This window comes from Streptomyces boncukensis (genome assembly GCF_011045075.1).
GTDB lineage: Bacteria > Actinomycetota > Actinomycetes > Streptomycetales > Streptomycetaceae > Streptomyces > Streptomyces boncukensis.
Genome location: NZ_JAAKZZ010000090.1, coordinates 1 through 19,921, shown reverse-complemented (window position 1 = coordinate 19,921; position 19,921 = coordinate 1). Strand labels below are relative to the sequence as shown.

The 19,921-nt window shown below is 72.0% G+C and carries 12 protein-coding genes; 9 read left to right on the top strand and 3 right to left on the bottom strand.

Translation table 11 applies throughout. The features are described 5' to 3' along the window. Positions 1-78 precede the first annotated feature (78 nt). From G5C65_RS11675 to G5C65_RS11660, 4 genes are all read left to right on the top strand, one after another. Positions 79-2,061, top strand: a complete 1,983-nt coding sequence (locus tag G5C65_RS11675; RefSeq protein ID WP_165298697.1) for an LpqB family beta-propeller domain-containing protein — start codon at positions 79-81, stop codon at positions 2,059-2,061. A gap of 118 nt (positions 2,062-2,179) precedes the next feature. After that, entirely contained in the window at positions 2,180-2,881 is a 702-nt protein-coding gene (locus G5C65_RS11670) for a ComF family protein (protein WP_165298696.1), read from the top strand. A 323-nt stretch (positions 2,882-3,204) separates the two neighbouring features. Continuing rightward, positions 3,205-3,903 carry a ribosome hibernation-promoting factor, HPF/YfiA family gene (gene hpf, locus G5C65_RS11665; RefSeq protein ID WP_165298695.1) on the top strand — a complete coding sequence of 233 codons (699 nt, stop codon included), beginning with the start codon at positions 3,205-3,207 and terminating at the stop codon, positions 3,901-3,903. A gap of 151 nt (positions 3,904-4,054) precedes the next feature. Beyond that, a complete protein-coding gene (locus G5C65_RS11660) occupies positions 4,055-4,804 on the top strand; it encodes a response regulator (RefSeq protein ID WP_165298694.1) in 750 nt (249 codons plus the stop codon). 128 nt (positions 4,805-4,932) lie between these two features. Here the strand turns inward: G5C65_RS11660 and G5C65_RS11655 are convergent, their stop codons facing one another. After that, positions 4,933-6,114, bottom strand: a complete 1,182-nt coding sequence (locus tag G5C65_RS11655) for a winged helix-turn-helix domain-containing protein (RefSeq protein WP_206441669.1) — start codon at positions 6,112-6,114, stop codon at positions 4,933-4,935. Between the two features lie 125 nt (positions 6,115-6,239). Continuing rightward, positions 6,240-6,830, bottom strand: coding sequence for a GNAT family N-acetyltransferase (locus G5C65_RS11650; RefSeq protein ID WP_165298693.1), 591 nt, complete (start codon positions 6,828-6,830; stop codon positions 6,240-6,242). 186 nt (positions 6,831-7,016) lie between these two features. Between G5C65_RS11650 and secA the strand changes: the two genes are divergently transcribed. Beyond that, a complete protein-coding gene (gene secA / locus G5C65_RS11645) occupies positions 7,017-9,884 on the top strand; it encodes a preprotein translocase subunit SecA (protein ID WP_165298692.1) in 2,868 nt (955 codons plus the stop codon). Positions 9,885-10,024: 140 nt separating this feature from the next. On the opposite strand, the gene G5C65_RS11640 is transcribed toward secA, so the two are convergent. After that, positions 10,025-10,504 carry an Rv3235 family protein gene (locus G5C65_RS11640; protein ID WP_206441667.1) on the bottom strand — a complete coding sequence of 160 codons (480 nt, stop codon included), beginning with the start codon at positions 10,502-10,504 and terminating at the stop codon, positions 10,025-10,027. Positions 10,505-10,785: 281 nt separating this feature from the next. On the opposite strand from G5C65_RS11640, the gene G5C65_RS11635 reads away from it, so the two are divergent. The 4 genes from G5C65_RS11635 to G5C65_RS11620 all read left to right on the top strand — a co-directional run bounded on the left by G5C65_RS11635 (position 10,786) and on the right by G5C65_RS11620 (position 19,680). Then, entirely contained in the window at positions 10,786-11,307 is a 522-nt protein-coding gene (locus tag G5C65_RS11635) for a DUF6912 family protein (protein ID WP_165298691.1), read from the top strand. A 68-nt stretch (positions 11,308-11,375) separates the two neighbouring features. After that, on the top strand, positions 11,376-12,086 hold the full coding sequence (locus G5C65_RS11630) for an HAD family hydrolase (RefSeq protein WP_165298690.1): 711 nt from the start codon (positions 11,376-11,378) through the stop codon (positions 12,084-12,086). Between the two features lie 361 nt (positions 12,087-12,447). Then, positions 12,448-17,466 (top strand): NAD-glutamate dehydrogenase, encoded by a 5,019-nt coding sequence (locus G5C65_RS11625; protein WP_165298689.1) that lies wholly within the window; start codon positions 12,448-12,450, stop codon positions 17,464-17,466. Between the two features lie 102 nt (positions 17,467-17,568). Further along, positions 17,569-19,680, top strand: a complete 2,112-nt coding sequence (locus G5C65_RS11620; protein ID WP_165298688.1) for a hypothetical protein — start codon at positions 17,569-17,571, stop codon at positions 19,678-19,680. Positions 19,681-19,921 lie beyond the last annotated feature (241 nt).

Here is a 19,921-nt window from a genome sequence, read left to right as displayed (position 1 = left end):
GGACCGGGCGCGGGGCCTCGGGGCCTGCCGGCTCGGGGCCCCGGGCGGGCGGCTCCGGATTCGGGGAGGAGAGCGGAGATGGCCGCTGACCACCAGGACCGCGGCGGCGAGGCCGGGCCCCGCCGGGCGAGCCGCGGCGGCGTGCCCGGGGACGGCGTGCCCGGGGACGGTGTGCGCGGGGACGGTGTGCGCGGTGGTGCCGTACCGGGACTTCGCGCGCGCCGGGTGCGCTGGGTGCGCACGCTGGGGGCGCTCTCCGTGCTCACTGCCCTGCTGGCTGGCTGCGCCTCCATGCCGTCCGGCGGCGGCCTCGACCGGGTGAACTCCTCGCACCGCTCCCAGTCGAACTCCCAGGTGCGGGTCTACGGCGTCAGCCCGCAGAAGGGCGAGACGCCGCAGCAGATCGTCCGCGGGTTCCTGGAGGCGACGACGAGCGACGAGGCGAACTTCTCCACGGCGCGCGAGTATCTGACCAAGGACATGGCCCGCATCTGGAACCCGTTCGCCCATACGTCCGTGCTGTCCTCCGGGCCCAGCGTGCAGAAGGCTCCCAAGACGGAGGGCCGGGGGCTGCTGGGTGACGGGGACGGGGCGAGCTACGCCGTGCGGGTCTCAGGGGACCGCCTGGCGGAGGTGGACCGTGACCACGCGTACTCGCCGGCCGACGGGGAGTACGCCCAGATCCTTCACCTGACCAGGGTGGACGGTGAGTGGCGGATCGACCGGATGCCCGACGGGCTCGTACTCGGCCAGTCGGACTTTCAGCGCATCTACCGCCCGATCAACACCTATTACTACGCCGAGCTGGGCCCGGACGGGGAGTCGGTGACGAACGGGAGCAACGTCCTGGTGGCCGATCCCGTCTATCTGCGCCGCAGGATCGACCCGGTCACCAACACTGTCACCGCGCTGCTGGAAGGGCCGACGAGCTGGCTCGACCCCGTCGTCACGACCGCCTTCCCACGCGGCACGCGGCTCGCGCGGGGGCAGCATCTGACGCTGGAGGACTCCGGCGCGCTGACCGTGCGGCTGAACGCGAAGGGCTCGCGGGCGGGGGACGAGACGTGCGTCCGGATGGCGGCGCAGTTGCTGCACACCGTGCAGGACCAGGCGTCCGCCGAGGTCAGCCGGGTGAATCTGCGGGGCCCACAGGGTGCCGACATGTGCACGCAGACCAAGGAGGAGGCGCGGGACTACGAGCCGGGGCGCCTCAACGGAAGCCCAGGGCGGGTCTACTACGTCGACAAGGACCACCGGGTGACCGCCGTGGGACGGCGGTACAGCGACCCCGAGCCGGTCGGCGGCCCGCTGGGCACCGGCAAGGTGGAGATGGGCGGGGTCGCGGTGAGCCGCTCGGAGAAGGAGGCCGCGGCCGTCACACGCGGCCGGCGCTCGCTGTACGTCGCTCCGCTGGAGGGCGACTCCGGCCGGCTCGGGTCGCCGATGCTGGTCAGCAAGGCCAAGCGCGAGGAGGACGGGCTGTCGGTGCCCAGCTGGGACGGGCTGGGTGACCTGTGGGTCGCCGACCGCGACCCGCGGAACCCGCGGCTGCTGCGGCTGCGCGGCGGCAAGGAGAACCCGGAGGAGATCGCGGTGCCGGGGCTCCGCAAGGGGCAGCGCATCACGTCCGTGAAGATCGCTTCGGACGGGGTGCGGATCGCGCTGCGGGTAGAGGGCGCCAAGGGGCAGTCGTCGCTGCAGCTCGGCCGGGTGCACCGGGGCGGTACGACGGAGCAGCCGGAGGTCAGGGTCGACGAGCTGCGCCCGGTGGCGCCGCAGCTGGAGGACGTGGTGGCGGCGTCCTGGGCGGGCGGCAGCAGGCTCGTCGTCGTGGGCAGGGAGTCCAAGAGCGTCCAGCAGCTGCTGTATCTGGAGACGGACGGCTCCGCGACGGACGAGCCGACGCTGCCCGGGATCAACGACGTGACGGGCGTGGCCGCTTCGGAGGACGAGAGCAAGCCGCTGTTGGCCGAGTCCGAGAACGGCATCGTCCGGCTGCCGCCCGACGCCAACTGGAAGACGCTGACGAACAACGGGTCCCAGCCGGCCTACCCGGGGTGACCGGTCGGCCCAGGGCGCTCGGATGAGCGTACCGCTGGCTGTCTTCGCAGCTCAGGGGTGCGTCGCGGAGTTATCCACAGGGGTGGCGGGGGTGGGTGCCCGCTGCGACAGTGGAGGCATGCGGGAGTTGTGGCAGGAGCTCCGGCAGGAGATCGCGGGCCTGGTGCTGCCCGTGGAGTGTGCCGGATGCGGGCGGTCGCGGACGCGGCGCCGCTTGTGCGAGGTGTGCGCCGGTGTGCTGTCGGGCGCGGTGCCGTGGCGGGTCCGGCCGTCCCGGGTGCCACCCGGGCTGCCTCCGGTCTACGGAGCGTTTCCGTATGCCGACGAGGTGCGGGCCGTGCTGCTGGCTCACAAGGAGCGCGGTGCGCTGCCGCTGGCAGCGCCACTGGGTGCCGCGCTCGCCGGGGCGGTCGCAGCGGCGGCGGCGGCCGGGTGCCCGGAGCCGGCGGGCGGGCCGCTGACCCTGGTGCCGGTGCCGTCCGCGCGCCGCGCGGTCGCCCGGCGGGGGCACGACCCGGTGCGGAAGCTCGCCCTTGAGGCGGCGGGCGGGCTGCGCCGTGCGGGAGTGCCCGCGCGGGTGCTGTCCGCGCTGCGGCAGCGGCGCGCTGTGGCGGACCAGGCGGGCCTCACGGCGGAGCAGCGGGCGGCGAACCTCCGCGGTGCGCTGGAGGCGGTGCCCGGCGGCCGGCGGACGCTGGAGCGGGAGAGGACGGTGCTGGTGGACGATCTGATGACGACCGGGGCCTCGCTGGCGGAGGCCGCCCGCGCGCTCGGCGGGGCGGCGGGCGCGGCGGTGCTCGCGGTGCGCTCCGGCGCGTGAGCGTATGCCGACGGCGCGTGAGCTGTGGCGGCGCGGTCCGGGCCGAGAGCCCGTCCGGAACTCGACGGATGCCCGCGTCGTTGCAGGTGGTACGGAAGAAGCAGCCCCCGAACGGAGGTACGTGCCGGTAGGGGGTGCCGACTCTCCCCCAGTGGAGGTACGTTCGGATTGGGTGGCGATCTTCCCTTCGGGGGAGAAGGAGGTGAGAGTCGCAAGCCGACCTTGTGCCGGGGTGCCCATGGCAGGGAGCCGGGCCTCCGGCGTCAGTGCACCAAGGACGGTTCTGAACGTCACAGTGGAGCCGTCCGGGAACGGAGTTCTGCGTGGACATCGTCGTCAAGGGCCGCAAGACAGAGGTGCCCGACCGGTTCCGCAAGCACGTGGCCGAGAAGCTGGAGAAGATCAAGAAGCTCGACGGAAAGGTGATCAACCTGGATGTCGAGGTGTGCAAGGAGCACAACCCCCGGCAGGCCGACCGTTCCGACAGGGTGGAGATCACCCTGCGTAGTCGTGGACCGGTCATCCGTGCGGAGGCGGCGGCCTCCGATCCGTACGCGGCGCTGGACCTGGCGTCCAGCAAACTGGAGGCGAGGCTGCGCAAGCAGCACGACAAGCGCCGAGTGCACCGCGGCGGCAACCGCGCCCCGATGAGCGTGGCGGCGGCAACCGCCCATCTGGCCTCGGAGCTCAACGGAGAACTCGACGCGGCCGCCAAGCCGGCAACCGTCACCGAGGACGACAGGCAGCCGGTGGTCACCAGGATGGGGCCGCTGGAGATCCAGGGCGAGGGCCCGCTCGTGGTCCGGGAGAAGACACACGCTGCCGCGCCCATGACGCTCGACCAGGCGCTCTACGAGATGGAGCTGGTCGGGCACGACTTCTATCTGTTCGTCGACTCCGAGACCAAGCAGCCGAGCGTCGTCTACCGGCGGCACGGCTATGACTACGGCGTGATCCATCTGGAGCCGGATCCGTTCGTGGACGAGCCGCCGCACGGTGCGGGTGGCGCCCTCAAGAGCTGACACGACTCTGTGAGCCACCGGCGTGATGAACGCGCCCCCGGCGGGGACGGAGCCCCTGCCGGGGGCGCGGGCATGAGTAACATCGGGACTCACACCAACCGCCTTTCTGCGGAGCGCGGTTGACGCTGCATAGGATGCAGGGGGAGGAACGATGGTGGACAGCTTCGGGCCAGCGATGCCCGTGCCCGATGCTCACCCGCGTCCGGAAGCGGAGGAGCTGTGTGAGCGCGAGTCGCGCAAGGAGCCGATCCGGGTGCTCGTCGTGGACGATCACGCGCTGTTCCGGCGGGGGCTGGAGATCGTCCTCGCCCAGGAGGAGGACATCCAGGTCATCGGGGAGGCGGGAGACGGTGCCGAGGCCGTGGACAAGGCCGCCGACCTGCTGCCCGACATCGTGCTGATGGATGTGCGGATGCCCAAGCGCGGCGGTATCGAGGCGTGCACGTCCATCAAGGAGGTGGCGCCCAGCGCCAAGATCATCATGCTGACGATCAGCGACGAGGAAGCGGATCTCTACGAGGCGATCAAGGCCGGGGCCACGGGCTATCTCCTCAAGGAGATCTCCACCGACGAGGTGTCCACGGCCATTCGCGCCGTCGCGGACGGCCAGTCGCAGATCAGCCCCTCCATGGCGGCCAAGCTGCTCACCGAGTTCAAGTCGATGATCCAGCGCACCGACGAGAGCAAGCTCGTGCCCGCGCCCAGGCTCACCGACCGGGAGCTGGAGGTGCTGAAGCTCGTCGCCACCGGTATGAACAACCGGGATATCGCCAAGGAGCTGTTCATCAGCGAGAACACGGTCAAGAACCATGTGCGCAACATCCTGGAGAAGCTGCAGCTCCACTCCCGGATGGAGGCCGTGGTCTATGCGATGCGGGAGAAGATCCTGGAGATCAGATGAGCGGCCCCCTGCGGGGCGCCCTCGGCCCGCGAGACCGCGAGACCGGTGCGCCGCGAGCCGCGCCGTCAGGAGCGCGCGGCTGACGGCGGGCATCTGTGCCGCCCCCTGGCAGGCCCTCCACCGGCAGCTCAGCCGAAGGCCGCCTTCAGCTCCGTCTCCAGGCCCTCCCGCAGCTCCTCCGGCTCGCAGCGCTCCACACGCACCGCGTCGCAGCCGACCCACTCCGCCGCCTCGCGCAGCGCCCGCGCCATGGGCTCGACGTCCCTCCGGCCGCGCACCGAGAGCTGCCGTGCGACCAGCGTCGTCCCCTCCCGCGCCGGATCCACCCGGCCCACCAGCCGGCCGCCCGCCAGCAGGGGCATCGCGAAGTAGCCGTGCACGCGCCGGGGCCGCGGGACGTACGCCTCCAGCCGGTGTGTGAAGCCGAAGACACGCTCGGTGCGCGCCCGGTCCCAGATCAGCGAGTCGAACGGGGAGAGCAGGGTGGTGCGGTGCCGTCCGCGGGGGGTCTGCTCCAGCGCCGCGGGGTCCGCCCAGGCGGACCGGGGCCAGCCCGCGACCTCCACCGGGACCAGATCCGTGTCCGCGAGGACCGCGTCCACCTGCTCGCCCTTCAGCCGGTGGTAGTCCGCGAGGTCGGCGCGCGTGGCGACGCCGAGCGCGGTGCCCGCCTGCCGCACCAGGCGGCGTATGCACGTGTGGTCGTCGAGGTCGTCATGGAGCAGCTCGCCGGGGATCGCGCGTTCCGCCAGGTCGTAGACCCGCTTCCAGCCGCGGCGCTCGGTGACCACCACCTCGCCGATGTCCAGCAGCCACTCCACCGCGATCTTGGTCTCGGACCAGTCCCACCACTCGCCGCCGTTCCGCCCGCCGCCCAGGTCGGCCGTGGTCAGCGGGCCGTCGGCCGCGAGCCGCTCGCGCACGGCGGCGCAGGAGCCCTCCCGGTCGGCCATCTGGTGCCAGCGGTGGCCGCGCGCCCGGAAGGCGCGCCTGCGGAACGCGAAGTGCGGCCACTCCTCCACGGGCAGCACGCAGGCGGCGTGCGACCAGTACTCGAAGCTGTGCGATCCCGTCCAGTACGCCGACTCCACCGCCTCGCGGCCCACCGGCCCCAGCCGGGCGTACGGCACCAGCTCGTGGGAGCGCGCCAGCACCGAGATCGTGTCCAGCTGCACGGCGCCGAGGCGCAGCAGCACCCCGCGCGCTCCGGCACGGCGGTCCGGGGCGCCCAGCAGCCCCTGGGCGCGCAGCGCGATCCTGCGGGCCTCGTCGGCGGAGAGGGTCAGTGCGGGGCGGTGCGCGGTGGTCATGCAGCACACCCTAGGTGCCCCCACTGACAGTCCCCTTCGCCTCCGGGAGCGGGGCCGCGCCGCGCCTCCAGGCCGTGTCCAGGGCGTGTCCAGGGCGGGTCCGGCTGACACGCCCTGGACACGGCCTACGCTCTCGCCGTGCTCGGCAGATACGGGGTCTCCAGCGCCCGCCCCCAGTCGGACGGCAGCAGCGCCGCGATCCACGCGTCGCGCCGCGTCCCCCGGTGCACGATCCGCGCCCGCTGCACGCCCTCCAGCACGAAGCCGAGCCGCCGTGCCACCGCCAGCGACCCCTCGTTCCCCACCTGGGCCACCCACTCCAGGCGCTCCACGCCCAGTCCGGCGAACGCCCAGTCCACCACCGCACGGCCCGCCTCCACGGTGTACCCGCGGCGGCGCTGCCCGGGTGCCGTCCAGAAGCCCAGCTCGGCCTGGCGCTCGGCGGTGCGCAGCTGCGCGATCCGCACCAGCCCGATCGAGCCGACCAGGTCGCCCGCATGTGTGAAGGCCCCGAAGTTGTACATCGTGTCCTCGGCCCACCCCGCGGGGTTCGTCCGGGTGACGAACTCCAGCGCGTGCTTGCGCTCGTACGGCTCCGGCAGCGGCAGCCAGCGCAGCGTGTCGGGATCGTCGCAGGCGGCGGCCACCGCGTCCGTGTCCCGCTCCGCGAAGGGGCGGAGTATGAGGCGCTCTGTACGGAGTGTGAGGGGTTCCATACTTCCGATTGTGCCGCTCGCCTCTCCGGCACCTTCCAGGGCTCCGGCACGTTGGGGGTACAGGGGCAGTCGTCCCTCGCATACGATGGCCGGTGCGGTAAAAGGCCCTCGGCGAGGAGAGGGCCCCGACCCCGTGCACTAACCGTGCAGACCGTGCCAGGCCCGACCGGCGAGGAGCCACCCCAAGTGTCCGTCTTCGGCAAGCTCATGCGTGCAGGTGAAGGGAAGATCCTGCGCAAGCTGGACCGCATCGCTCGGCAGGTGAATTCCATCGAAGAGGACTTCGTCGGCCTGTCGGACGCCGAGCTGCGAGCCCTCACGGATGAGTACAAGGAGCGGTACGCCGACGGCGAGAGCCTCGACGACCTGATGCCCGAGGCATTTGCCACGGTCCGGGAGGCCGCCAAGCGCGTGCTCGGCGAGCGGCACTACGACGTGCAGCTGATGGGCGGCGCCGCGCTGCACCTGGGCTATGTGGCCGAGATGAAGACCGGTGAGGGCAAGACCCTGGTCGGCACCCTCCCCGCGTATCTGAACGCCGTTTCGGGCAGTGGCGTGCACATCATCACGGTCAACGACTATCTGGCGCAGCGCGACTCCGAGTGGATGGGCCGGGTGCACCGCTTCCTCGGGCTGAGCGTCGGCTGCATCATCGCGAACATGACGCCGGCCGAGCGCCGCGAGCAGTACGCGTGCGACATCACCTACGGCACGAACAACGAGTTCGGCTTCGACTACCTGCGTGACAACATGGCGTGGTCGAAGGACGAACTCGTCCAGCGCGGTCACAACTTCGCGATCGTCGACGAGGTCGACTCCATCCTCATCGACGAGGCCCGCACCCCGCTGATCATCTCCGGCCCCGCCGACCAGGCCACCAAGTGGTACAGCGACTTCGCCAAGCTCGTGAAGCGCCTGGAGAAGGGCGAGGCGGGCGACCCGCGCACCCAGAAGCCCGAGACGGGCGACTACGAGATCGACGAGAAGAAGCGCACCGTCGGCATCCACGAGGCGGGCGTCACCAAGGTGGAGGACTGGCTCGGCATCGACAACCTCTACGAGTCGGTGAACACCCCGCTGGTCGGCTATCTCAACAACGCGATCAAGGCCAAGGAGCTCTACAAGAAGGACAAGGACTACGTCGTCATGGACGGCGAAGTCATGATCGTCGATGAGCACACCGGCCGTATCCTCGCCGGCCGCCGCTACAACGAGGGCATGCACCAGGCCATCGAGGCGAAGGAGGGGGTGGAGATCAAGGACGAGAACCAGACGCTCGCCACGATCACCCTCCAGAACTTCTTCCGCCTCTACGCACGCAAGGACCACAACGGCAAAGAGGTGCCCGGCCTGTCCGGCATGACCGGTACGGCGATGACGGAGGCCGCCGAGTTCCACCAGATCTACAAGCTCGGCGTGGTCCCCATCCCCACCAACCGCCCGCTCGCCCGCGCCGACCAGGCGGACCTCATCTACCGCACGGAGGTCGCCAAGTTCGACGCGGTGGTGGACGACATCGCGGAGAAGCACGAGAAGGGGCAGCCGATCCTCGTCGGCACCACCTCGGTCGAGAAGTCCGAGTACCTGTCCAAGCAGCTCACCAAGCGCGGTGTGAAGCACCAGGTCCTCAACGCGAAGAACCACGAGCGCGAGGCCCTGATCGTCGCCGAGGCGGGCCGCAAGGGCTCGGTCACCGTCGCGACGAACATGGCCGGCCGCGGCACCGACATCAAGCTCGGCGGCAACCCCGAGGGCATGGCGGAGAACGAGCTGCGCGAGCGCGGCCTCGACCCGAACGAGCACCCGGAGGAGTGGGCCGCCGCGCTGCCCGACGTGCTGGAGAAGGCCGAGAAGGCGGTCAAGGCCGCGGTGGACGAGGTCAAGGAGATCGGCGGGCTCTACGTCCTGGGCACCGAGCGGCACGAGTCCCGCCGGATCGACAACCAGCTGCGCGGCCGCTCCGGCCGCCAGGGCGACCCGGGCGAGTCCCGCTTCTACCTCTCCCTGGGCGACGATCTGATGCGGCTGTTCAAGGCGCAGATGGTCGAGCGTGTGATGTCGATGGCGAACGTCCCTGACGACGTCCCGATCGAGAACAAGATGGTCACCCGTGCGATCGCCTCCGCGCAGTCCCAGGTGGAGCAGCAGAACTTCGAGATCCGCAAGAACGTCCTCAAGTACGACGAGGTGCTCAACCGCCAGCGCGAGGTCATCTACGGCGAGCGTCGCCGCGTCCTGGAGGGCGAGGACCTGCACGAGCAGGTGCGGCACTTCATGGACGACACCATCGACGCGTACGTCCAGGCGGAGACCGTCGAGGGCTTCGCCGAGGAGTGGGACCTGGAGCGGCTGTGGGGCGCGTTCAAGCAGCTCTACCCGGTCAAGGTGGCCGTCGAGGAGCTGGAGGACGCCGCGGGCGACCGCGAGGGCATCACGGCCGACTTCATCATCGAGTCCATCAAGGACGACATCCACGAGCAGTACGACGCCCGCGAGGAGGAGCTCGGCTCCGACATCATGCGCGAGCTGGAGCGCCGTGTGGTGCTGTCCGTCCTGGACCGTAAGTGGCGCGAGCACCTCTACGAGATGGACTACCTCCAGGAGGGCATCGGCCTGCGCGCGATGGCCCAGAAGGACCCCCTGGTCGAGTACCAGCGCGAGGGCTATGACATGTTCCAGGCCATGATGGACGGCATCAAGGAGGAGTCCGTCGGCTACCTGTTCAACCTGGAGGTCCAGGTCGAGCAGCAGGTCGAGGAGGTGCCGGTGCAGGACGCCGCGGAGCAGCCCTCCCTGGAGAAGGACGCCGTGCCGGCCGGTGCCGGCGCCGGCGGCGGACCGGCGCCCGCGATCCGGGCCAAGGGCCTGGACGCCCCCCAGCGGCCCGACAAGCTGCACTTCTCCGCCCCGACCGCCGAGGGCGGTGTCGTCGAGGGCGAGATGTCGACGGGTGTCGGCCCGGAGGAGTCCGGCGGCCCCGTCCGCTCGGCGGCCGACGGCATGACGCGGGCCGAGCGCCGCAAGGCCCAGAAGGGCCGCCGCAAGAAGAAGTAGCTCCCCCCCCCGCGCGGAGCGGGGGAGCGACGGAGCGAGGGGCTGCCCGCTGGAAGGGGCGGCCCCTCGCTGTGCTCGCGGAGGGCCGGCGAGCGCAGCCCCGGTGCCGGGTACGCACGATCCGTCGGCACGGCCTGACATCAGCACATGTCCAGCTCGATGGCCGTGCACTGCCAGCGTCCCTGGGGCCCGAACTCCAGGCGGAAGGCCATCGCCCGCTGGCGGCCGCCCGTGGCGATACGGGCGAACGCCTCGATGACGCCGGGCCGCGGCTGCGTACCGCGCGCCTCCAGGACGGCGGGCGTCGTACGGTCCGTGCCGCCCGGCCGGAGCGGGGCCTGCCGCGCGAGCTGCGCCAGCCGGTCGTAGGCGGCCCCTCGCGCGTGCGACAGCAGGGCGTGCACGGGGAGCTGCCCGCTCAGCACCAGCAGCAGCCGGCGGGCGAACCAGAACGGCGGCTGCTGCTCGCGCGAGCGGTGCGCGGCGGCGCGCAGCGCCGAGTCGGCCGGGCGCCGCGAGTCCCGCCGGCCCGGAGGCCGGGTCGGCGGGCCGCTCCGCTTCGGCCGTCCGCGCGGTGCGGAGCCGTGGCTCGGACGGTCGGGAGTCGCGGGCGTGGTCATGACAGGGTCCCCCGGAGAGTGCCGGGCCCGGCGGGTTATACCGGGCGGTAACTGAATGGCTGGCCCCTGGTTCTAGCCGTGCTGATCACGGCTCGCAACGGGGTGGGGGAGCGGCCCGGGGGCCGCTGGACGGTTCACCTATCAGAGGGAGTCGGCGGCTGCCCCTTGCCGTGGCGCGCCGTCTACCTGCGGCTTCGTACGGCCGGCGAGCGCGGCGGCGCGCGGGTCCGGACCGTATGCTGGCGTGACACCTGCTCAGGCGATACACGAAAGCGGCAGCCATGCGTGTCTATGTCCCCCTGACCCTCTCCGCGCTCCGGCAGGCTCACCGGGCGGGCGAGCTGGGGCCCGGCCCCCTCGACGCGTACGCGGTCACCCCGGGGCTGCGGGAGTGGTACGTCTCGGACGCCTCGGACGAGGACGAGGAGCTGGAGTACGCCGCGCTCGGCCGCGCAGCGCGGGCCTCGCTGCGGCTGCTCGCCGCCGACCCGGACGCCGTACCGCGCCGGGTGGTCCTGGCCGCCGAGGTGCCCGGGGGCCAGGTCGCGGCGGATCCGGACGGCACGCTGGTGGAGGAGGCCGTCGGCCGGGTGCGGATCGCGGGCGCCGTGCCCCTGGCGAAGGCCGCGGCGGCGCATGTGGACGCGGAGGACGCGGAGGCGGACGTACGGGCCGCGGCCGGGGCGCTGGACGCCGCCGCGCGGGGCGACGGGGACGCCCGGTTCACGGTGGACGGCGCGGATGACCACGAGCTGCTGTGGTACGCCACCCAGGAGATCCCCGCCCTGCTCGCAGAGGGCTGAGCCGGGCGCCGCGGAGCGCACGGAAATCCGGTACCGCGCTGTCGGACCCGGCACGTACCGTCGTACGCATGGTCTTGGGGCGCGAGCGGAGCAGGCAGGCCGGTGCGGCGGCACACATCATCTGGGACTGGAACGGATGTCTGCTGAATGACATCCACGCGGTGGTGGAGGCGACGAACGCCGCGTTCGGAGAGCTGGGCCTCCCTTCCGTGACACTGGAGCGCTACCGGGAGCTGTACCGCGTCCCCGTGCCGAAGTTCTACGAGCGGCTGCTGGGGCGGCCGATGGCCTCCGCCGAGTGGGCGGTGATGGACGAGACGTTCCATCGGCACTACTGGGAGCGCGCCCCCTCCGCGGGGCTGGCGGACGGCGCGGCGGAGCTGCTCGCGGCACGGCAGGAGGCGGGACGCACCCAGTCGCTCTGCTCGCTGGCGCCGCACGGCAGGCTGCGGGAGCTGCTGCGCGCGCACGGGATAGCGCACCGCTTCACCCGGGTGGACGGCGCCGCCGGGCAGCACGGCGGGGGCCGGACGGGCAAGGCGGAACAGATGGTGCGGCACATGGCGGCGCTGGACGGGGTCGCCCCGGAGCGCACGGTGGTCATCGGGGACGCGGTGGACGACGCCCTCGCCGCCGCGCACGCGGGGGCGAGGGCGGTGCTGTTCACCGGCGGGTCGCACAGCAGAGCGAGCCTGGAGGAGGCCGGGGTCCCGGTGGTCGACAGCCTCCGGGCAGCCGTCGAGACGGCCGACCGCATGGCGGGCCAGGACACCGCCTAGGGCCCCGGGGGCCCAGGGGTCCTAGGGTCCCAGGGCCCTGGGGGTCCGCCCGCCCGCCGTGCCCCGGCGTACGCTCGGCAGTCGGCCACACCGGCGAAGTCCGGGTCCGGGTTTTGTACACATAAGGCCCATGACGGGTCTGGGGTGCGGGGCGATAGCCTTACCTACGTGATCAGCGCGATATTCACCGGGGGAGCGCCAGTCAGGTCGCCCTCCGCTCAGCGTCCGCGGTGCACCGGTGCCCGCGGCGCCGCTGGTCGTCTCCCGCGGCACAGCGGCGGATCCGCGCGGACCCGTGTCCCGATGCCGTGCCCTTCCCATCCCGACGTCACGCAACGGCGCGCGACAGGAGTCAGAGGACATGCAGACCAAGCTGGATGAAGCAAAGGCCGAGCGGCTGGCAGAGGCCGCTCGGGTGGCCGAACAGAGCCCGGCCGGGGGCCATCACCCGGTCCAGGGGCTTGAGGACGACGCGCTCGCCGCGTATCTCCAGCGCTACTACCTGCACACCGCCCCCGAGGACCTCACGGACCGTGACCCATTCGACATCCTCGGTGCCGCCCTCGCCCACTACCGTCTCGCCCAGGAGCGCCCGCAGGGCACCGCCAACGTACGGGCCTACTCGCCGTCCGTCGACGAGAACGGCTGGTCGTGCACGCACACCGTCGTCGAGGTCGTCACGGACGACATGCCGTTCCTGGTGGACTCCGTCACCAACGAGCTCTCCCGGCAGGGCCGCGGCATCCATGTCGTGATCCACCCGCAGATGGTGGTGCGCCGCGACCTGACCGGCCGGCTGCTGGAAGTGCTCGCCGACGGGGACGAGCCCGCCTCGGCAGCCGAGGCGCGGGCGGCCCGCGAGGCGCTGCCGCATGACGCGGTCGTCGAGTCCTGGATCCATGTCGAGATCGACCGGGAGACGGACCGGGAGGACCTCAAGCAGATCAACGGCGACCTGCTGCGGGTGCTGTCGGACGTCCGCGAGGCCGTCGAGGACTGGCAGAAGATGCGCGGCGCCGCGATCCGCATCGCCGAGGGGCTGACCGACGAGCCGATCGCCGAGGACCTGCGGGACCAGGAGGTCGAGGAGGCCCGCGAGCTGCTCCAGTGGCTCGCCGACGACCACTTCACCTTCCTCGGCTACCGCGAGTACGAGCTGGACGTCGAGAAGGTCAACAGCGACGAGGAGCTGGTCCTCACCCCGGTCGCGGGCACCGGGCTGGGCATCCTGCGCTCCGACCCGTACCACTCCGCCGAGGACGGCCACCCGGTCTCGCCGTCCTTCAACCGCCTCCCGCGCGACGCGCGGAAGAAGGCGCGCGAGCACCGGCTGCTGGTGCTGACGAAGGCCAACAGCCGCGCGACCGTGCACCGCTCCTCGTACCTCGACTACATCGGGGTGAAGAAGTTCGACGCGGACGGCAACGTCATCGGCGAGCGGCGCTTCCTGGGGCTGTTCTCGTCGGCCGCGTACACCGAGTCGGTCAAGCGCGTCCCGGTGATCCGCCGCAAGGTCGCCGAGGTGCTGGACGGGGCGGGCTTCACGCCCGACAGCCACGCGGGCCGCGACCTGCTGCAGATCCTGGAGACCTACCCGCGCGACGAGCTGTTCCAGACGCCGGTCGACCAGCTCCGCTCCATCGTCACCTCCGTGCTGTATCTGCAGGAGCGCCGCAGGCTGCGGCTGTATCTGCGGCAGGACGAGTACGGTCGCTACTACTCCGCGCTGATCTACCTCCCCCGCGACCGTTACACGACGGGCGTGCGGCTGCGCCTCACCGACATCCTCACCGAGGAGCTGGGCGGCACCAGCGTCGACTACACCGCCTGGAACACCGAGTCGGTGCTCTCCCGGCTGCACTTCGTCATCCGGGTCAAGCCCGGCGCCGAGCTGGTGGAGCTGACGGACGCGGAGACCGACCGCATCGAGACGCGGCTCGCCGAGGCGGCCCGCTCCTGGGCGGACGGCTTCAGCGAGGCGCTGGTCGCCGAGTGCGGCGAGGAGCAGGCGGCCGAGCTGGCCCACAAGTACGCGCACGCGTTCCCCGAGGGCTACAAGGCGGACTTCCCGCCCCGCGCCGCCGTCGCCGACCTGCAGCACATCGAACGGCTGGCCAGGAGGGGCGGGGACGAGGCGGAGCGCGCCCCGGACTTCGCACTGAGCCTGTACGAGCCGGTGGGCGCCGCGGCGGGGGAGCGCCGCTTCAAGATCTACCGAGTCGGGCAGCCGGTCTCCCTGTCCGCCGTGCTGCCGGGGCTGCAGGCCATGGGCGTGGAGGTGGTGGACGAGCGGCCGTACGAGCTGCGCCGTGCCGACCGCTCCTCCGCCTGGATCTACGACTTCGGGCTGCGCATGCCCGACTCCCAGCGGCAGGGCCTGGACGAGGAGACCAGGGAGCGCTTCCAGGAGGCGTTCTCGGCTGTCTGGGATGGCCGCGCGGAGAACGACGGGCTGAACGCGCTGGTGCTCTCCGCCGGGCTCACCTGGCGGCAGGCGATGGTGCTGCGCGCGTACGCCAAGTATCTGCGGCAGGCGGGCGCGACGTTCAGCCAGGCGTACATGGAGGACACCCTCCGCCGGAACGTGCACACGACGCGGCTGCTGGTGAACCTGTTCGAGGCCCGCCTCGACCCGGGCCGCACCGCCGCCGGGTACGAGCTGACGGACGGGCTGCTGGAGGAGCTGACCGGCGCCCTGGATCAGGTGGCGAGCCTGGACGAGGACCGCATCCTGCGCTCGTTCCTCACCGTCATCAAGGCCACCCTGCGCACCAACTACTTCCAGAGCGCCGGCGAGGGAGGCAGAGAACGGGGTCAGGCCAGCAGCGGCGGCGGTTCGCACGACTACGTGTCGATGAAGCTGGACCCGCAGGCGATCCCCGATCTGCCCGCGCCCCGCCCGCAGTACGAGATCTGGGTGTACTCGCCGCGCGTCGAGGGCGTCCATCTGCGGTTCGGCAAAGTCGCGCGCGGCGGGCTGCGCTGGTCGGACCGGCGCGAGGACTTCCGTACGGAGGTCCTCGGCCTGGTCAAGGCGCAGGAGGTGAAGAACACCGTCATCGTGCCGGTCGGCGCCAAGGGCGGCTTCGTCGGCAAGCGGCTGCCCGATCCGGCCGCCGACCGCGACGCCTGGCTGGCCGAGGGCATCGCCTGCTACCGGACGTTCATCTCCGGCCTGCTCGACATCACCGACAACCTGGTCGGCGGCGAGGTCGTGCACCCCGAGGGCGTGGTCCGGCACGACGGCGACGACACCTATCTGGTCGTCGCCGCCGACAAGGGCACCGCGACCTTCTCCGACATCGCCAACGAGGTGGCGGAGTCGTACGGCTTCTGGCTCGGCGACGCCTTCGCGTCCGGCGGCTCGGCCGGATACGACCACAAGGGCATGGGCATTACAGCCAAGGGCGCCTGGGAGTCCGTCAAGCGGCACTTCAGGGAGCTGGGGCACGACACCCAGACCCAGGACTTCACGGCCGTCGGCGTCGGCGACATGTCGGGTGACGTGTTCGGCAACGGCATGCTGCTGTCCGAGCACATCCGGCTGGTCGCCGCGTTCGACCACCGGCACATCTTCCTGGACCCGAACCCGGACGCGGCCACGTCATACGCGGAGCGCCGCCGCCTGTTCGACCTGCCGCGCTCCTCCTGGGCGGACTACGACACGGAGCTGATCTCGGCGGGCGGCGGCATCCACCCGCGCAGCGCCAAGGCCGTGCCGATCACCCAGCAGGTGCGGGCGGCGCTCGGCATCGAGCCGGGCATCAGCAAGATGACCCCGGCCGAGCTGATGAAGGCCATCCTGACAGCGCCGGTCGACCTGCTGTGGAACGGCGGCATCGGCACCTATGTCAAGGCGTCCACGGAGAGCAACGCCGACGCCGGGGACAAGGCCAACGACGCCATCCGGGTGGACGGCCAGGACCTGCGCGTCAAGGTCGTCGGCGAGGGCGGCAACCTCGGCTGCACCCAGCTGGGCCGGATCGAGTACGCGCGGGGCGGCGGCAGGATCAACACCGACGCGATCGACAACAGCGCCGGAGTGGACACCTCCGACCACGAGGTGAACATCAAGATCCTGCTCAACGCGGTCGTCGCGAACGGCGACATGACCGTCAAGCAGCGCAACGCGCTGCTGGCCGAGATGACCGACGAGGTCGGCGAGCTCGTCCTGCGCACCAACTACGCGCAGAACGCCGCGCTCGCCAACTCCGCAGCCCAGGCGGCCAGCCTGCTGCTGGCCAACCAGCGCCAGATGCGCCGCCTGTCCAAGGAGGGCCGCCTCGACCGCGGACTGGAGTTCCTGCCCACCGACCGGCAGCTCCGCGAGCGGCTCGCGGCCGGACAGGGCCTCACCCAGCCCGAACTGGCGGTCATGCTCGCGTACACCAAGATCACGGTCACCGAGGAGCTGATCGGCACCGGGCTGCCGGACGACGCCTATCTGCAGCGGCTGGCGTACGCGTACTTCCCCAAGGCGCTGCGCGAACGGTTCAGCCAGCAGATCGACTCGCACGCGCTGCGCCGCGAGATCGTGACGACGGTGCTCGTCAACGACACCGTCAACACCGGCGGCTCCACTGTCCTGCACCGGATGAAGGAGGAGTCGGGCGCCTCCACGGAGGAGATCGTCCGCGCCCACACGGCCGCCCGCGCCATCTTCCGGCTGGGCGACATCTGGGACGAGGCCGAGGCGCTGGACAACCGGGTGGCCGCCGACACGCTCACCACCATCCGGCTGCGCGCCCGCCAGCTGGTCGAGCGCGGCACCCGCTGGCTGCTCAACAACCGCCCGCAGCCGCTGCTGCTGGCCGACACCATCGAGCAGTTCAGCGAGCGGGTCGAGACCGTCTGGACGGAGCTGCCCAAGCTCCTCAAGGGCGACGACCTGAAGCTGCACCAGAAGGTCTACGACCAGCTCGCCGGGGCCGGCGTCCCGTCCGACCTCGCGCTGCGCGTCGCGGGCTTCGCCGCCGCGTTCTCCGCGCTCGACGTGGTCGCCGTGGCGGACCGCACCGGGAAGAACCTGCTGGACGTCGCCGAGGTCTACTACGACCTCGCCGACCGGCTCGGCATCACCCAGCTCCAGCAGCGGGTGAGCGAGCTGCCGCGGGGCGACCGCTGGCAGTCCATGGCCCGCGCCGCGATCCGCGAGGACCTCTACGCCGCGCACCAGCTGCTCGCCGCGGACGTCCTGGCGGCGGGCAACGGCAGCGCGTCGGCGGAGCAGCGGTACGAGGCGTGGGAGGAGAAGAACCGGGCGATCCTGGTGCGGGCGCGGGCCACACTGGACGAGATCCAGGCGTCCGACACGTTCGACCTGGCGAACCTGTCGGTCGCGATGCGGACCATGCGCACCCTGCTGCGCAGCAACCGCTGAGTGAGCCGCGCCGTGCCGGGTACGCCCGTACGGGCGTACCCGGCACGGCGCGCCCGCCCCTGTCGGCCTACCGTGAAGGTTCGGTAGGCCGGGAGGTGCCCGTTGACACGCATACGCACGGGAACCGCGCTCGCCCTGCTGGCCCTGGGCTACGCCCTGCAACTGCTGGGCGTCCTGCTGGCCGGCGCGGTGCCGGCGGCCCTCGGCGCCGCCCTCGGCGCGCTGACCGACACCGCCCTGCTGGCCCCCTCCCAGCGTCCCGTCGCACGGTGGCTGGGCCGCACCCAGCTGACCGCACCGGTGCGGCAGCTGCTCCGGGACGGGCTCTTCCTGGGCGCACTGGTCCGCCTGGACACGCTGCGGCCCGACGCCGCCGGCGCCTGGCTGCTGGGCGCCGTCCTCGGCTGCTGGGCGCTGCACTTCCTGTGCCAGGCGGTGGCGGCGGCCGTACGGACGCGGCGCAGACTGCCGTTCGTCATCCAGAACATCGACGGGTCCGGGCTCGGCCTGACACCCGCGCCGCCCCGGCTGTTCGCCCGGCAGGGGACGCAGCGCCTGGCCGCGGCCGGCCTGCTGACGACGGCGGGCATGACCGTCTCGGCGGCCACGGAGAGCGCACAGGGCGCGGCCCTCGCCGCGAGCCTGTGCTGTGCCGTCCTGCTGGCCGGCACGGCCCGTCTGAGCGCCTGGCTGCTGCCGGGACGGCGCGTGGTGGACGAGGAGCGGGCACTCGACTGGCTGGACGGCTGGCTGGCGGACTACCGCCCGACCATCGGGCTCTACTTCTCCGGCGGCACCTCGTCCGCGTACCAGGTGAACATGTGGCTGACCACCCTCGCGGCACTGGACGGCCGCCCGCTGGTCGTGCTGCGCGAGCGCTTCATGGTGCGCAGGCTGGACACCACGGACGTCCCCGTGGTGTGCCTGCCGAGAGTCGCGCACCTGATGCGCCTGGAGCACTCCACCCTGCGCGTCCTGCTGCACCCCTCGAACTCCGGCAAGACCTCGCAGGTGCTGCGCATCCCCAGCATCAAGCACGCCTTCATCAACCACGGGGAGAGCGACAAGCTGTCCTCCTGCAACCCCTACGCCAGGGCGTACGACCAGGTGTGGGTGGCCGGGGCGGCGGCCCGTGAACGCTACCGGCTGGCGGACATCGGGGTGGAGGACAAGGACGTCGTCGAGGTGGGCCGCCCCCAACTGGCCGGCATCCGCCCCGCACCGGGCACCCCGCGCGAGGACGGGCGCCTGACCGTTCTGTACGCCCCCACCTGGGAGGGCTGGACCACCGATCCGGGCAACACCTCGCTCGTCCTCGCCGGTGAAGAGATCGTCAGGGCGCTGCTGGCCGACGACAGGGTCCGGCTGCTCTACAAACCGCACCCCATGACGGGAACCGTCGACCCGCGCGCCGGCGACGCCGACCGACGCCTCCAGACGCTGATCGCCCAGGCCAACGCGCGGCGTGCGGGCCCCGGACCCGCCCCGGAGGCGGTGCGGGCGCTGGAGCGGGCGACGGCTCAGCTGGACCGGCTGACCGCCCAGGCCGTCCGGGCGAGCGCCGACGAAGTGGAGCGGATGCGGGTGCAGTCCCGTCCCGAACCCGGGCGCGCCGACCGCGTCGCGGCGGCCACGGAGCGGTGGGAGGCGGCGTACTGGGCCGCGCTCCCGCCGTACGCGCACCAGGTCGTCACCGGCAGCCGGCCCGGTGTCCACTCCTGCTTCAACCAGGCGGACCTGCTGATCTCCGACGTCTCCTCAGTCGTCTCCGACTTCCTGGTGAGCGAGAAGCCGTACGCCGTCGCCAACACCTCGGGGATGAGCGAGGAGGCGTACCGGGCGGCCTTCCCCACCGTGCGTGCGGCCACCCTCCTCACACCCGGCGCCGCGGACGTCCCCGCGCTGCTGGCGACCGTGCGGCACCCCGAACGGGACCACTTCGCGGCCGCCCGCCGCGAGCTGAAGACCCACCTCCTCGGCCCCGCCGAGCCCCCGTCCCGCGCGCGGTTCAACCGGGCCGCGCTCGCACTCGCCGCCGAAGCCGAAGCGCGCAACGCCCGGCAGCGCGACCTGGTGGGGGACGGCCCGGCGGAGCGGGTGGTGTGGACGGACATCGTGGGCGAGGCCGAGTCCGAGGGCGCGCCGGACACCCCGCAGGCGCTGGCCGAGGCATTCGGCGACGTCGGCGACGACGAGCGCCCTGAGGGGCCCTGAGGCGCTCTGAGGCGCTCTGAGGCGTCCTGAGGGCCCGCCGTCGCCGCGTGAGCCGGGCCGCGTCCGACGGATCGCGCGTACCCGGCATCGGGGCTGCGCCCGCCAGCCCAGCCTCTAGATGATTGATGTGCTTTCGCTCTGTCTGGAACGGCGAAGAGTGCCCAGGATTGGTGCTGAGAACACTGGCTCGACCCGTGGGGCGTGCTGTGAACACCGATCTGGACACTCTCCTGACCGCACT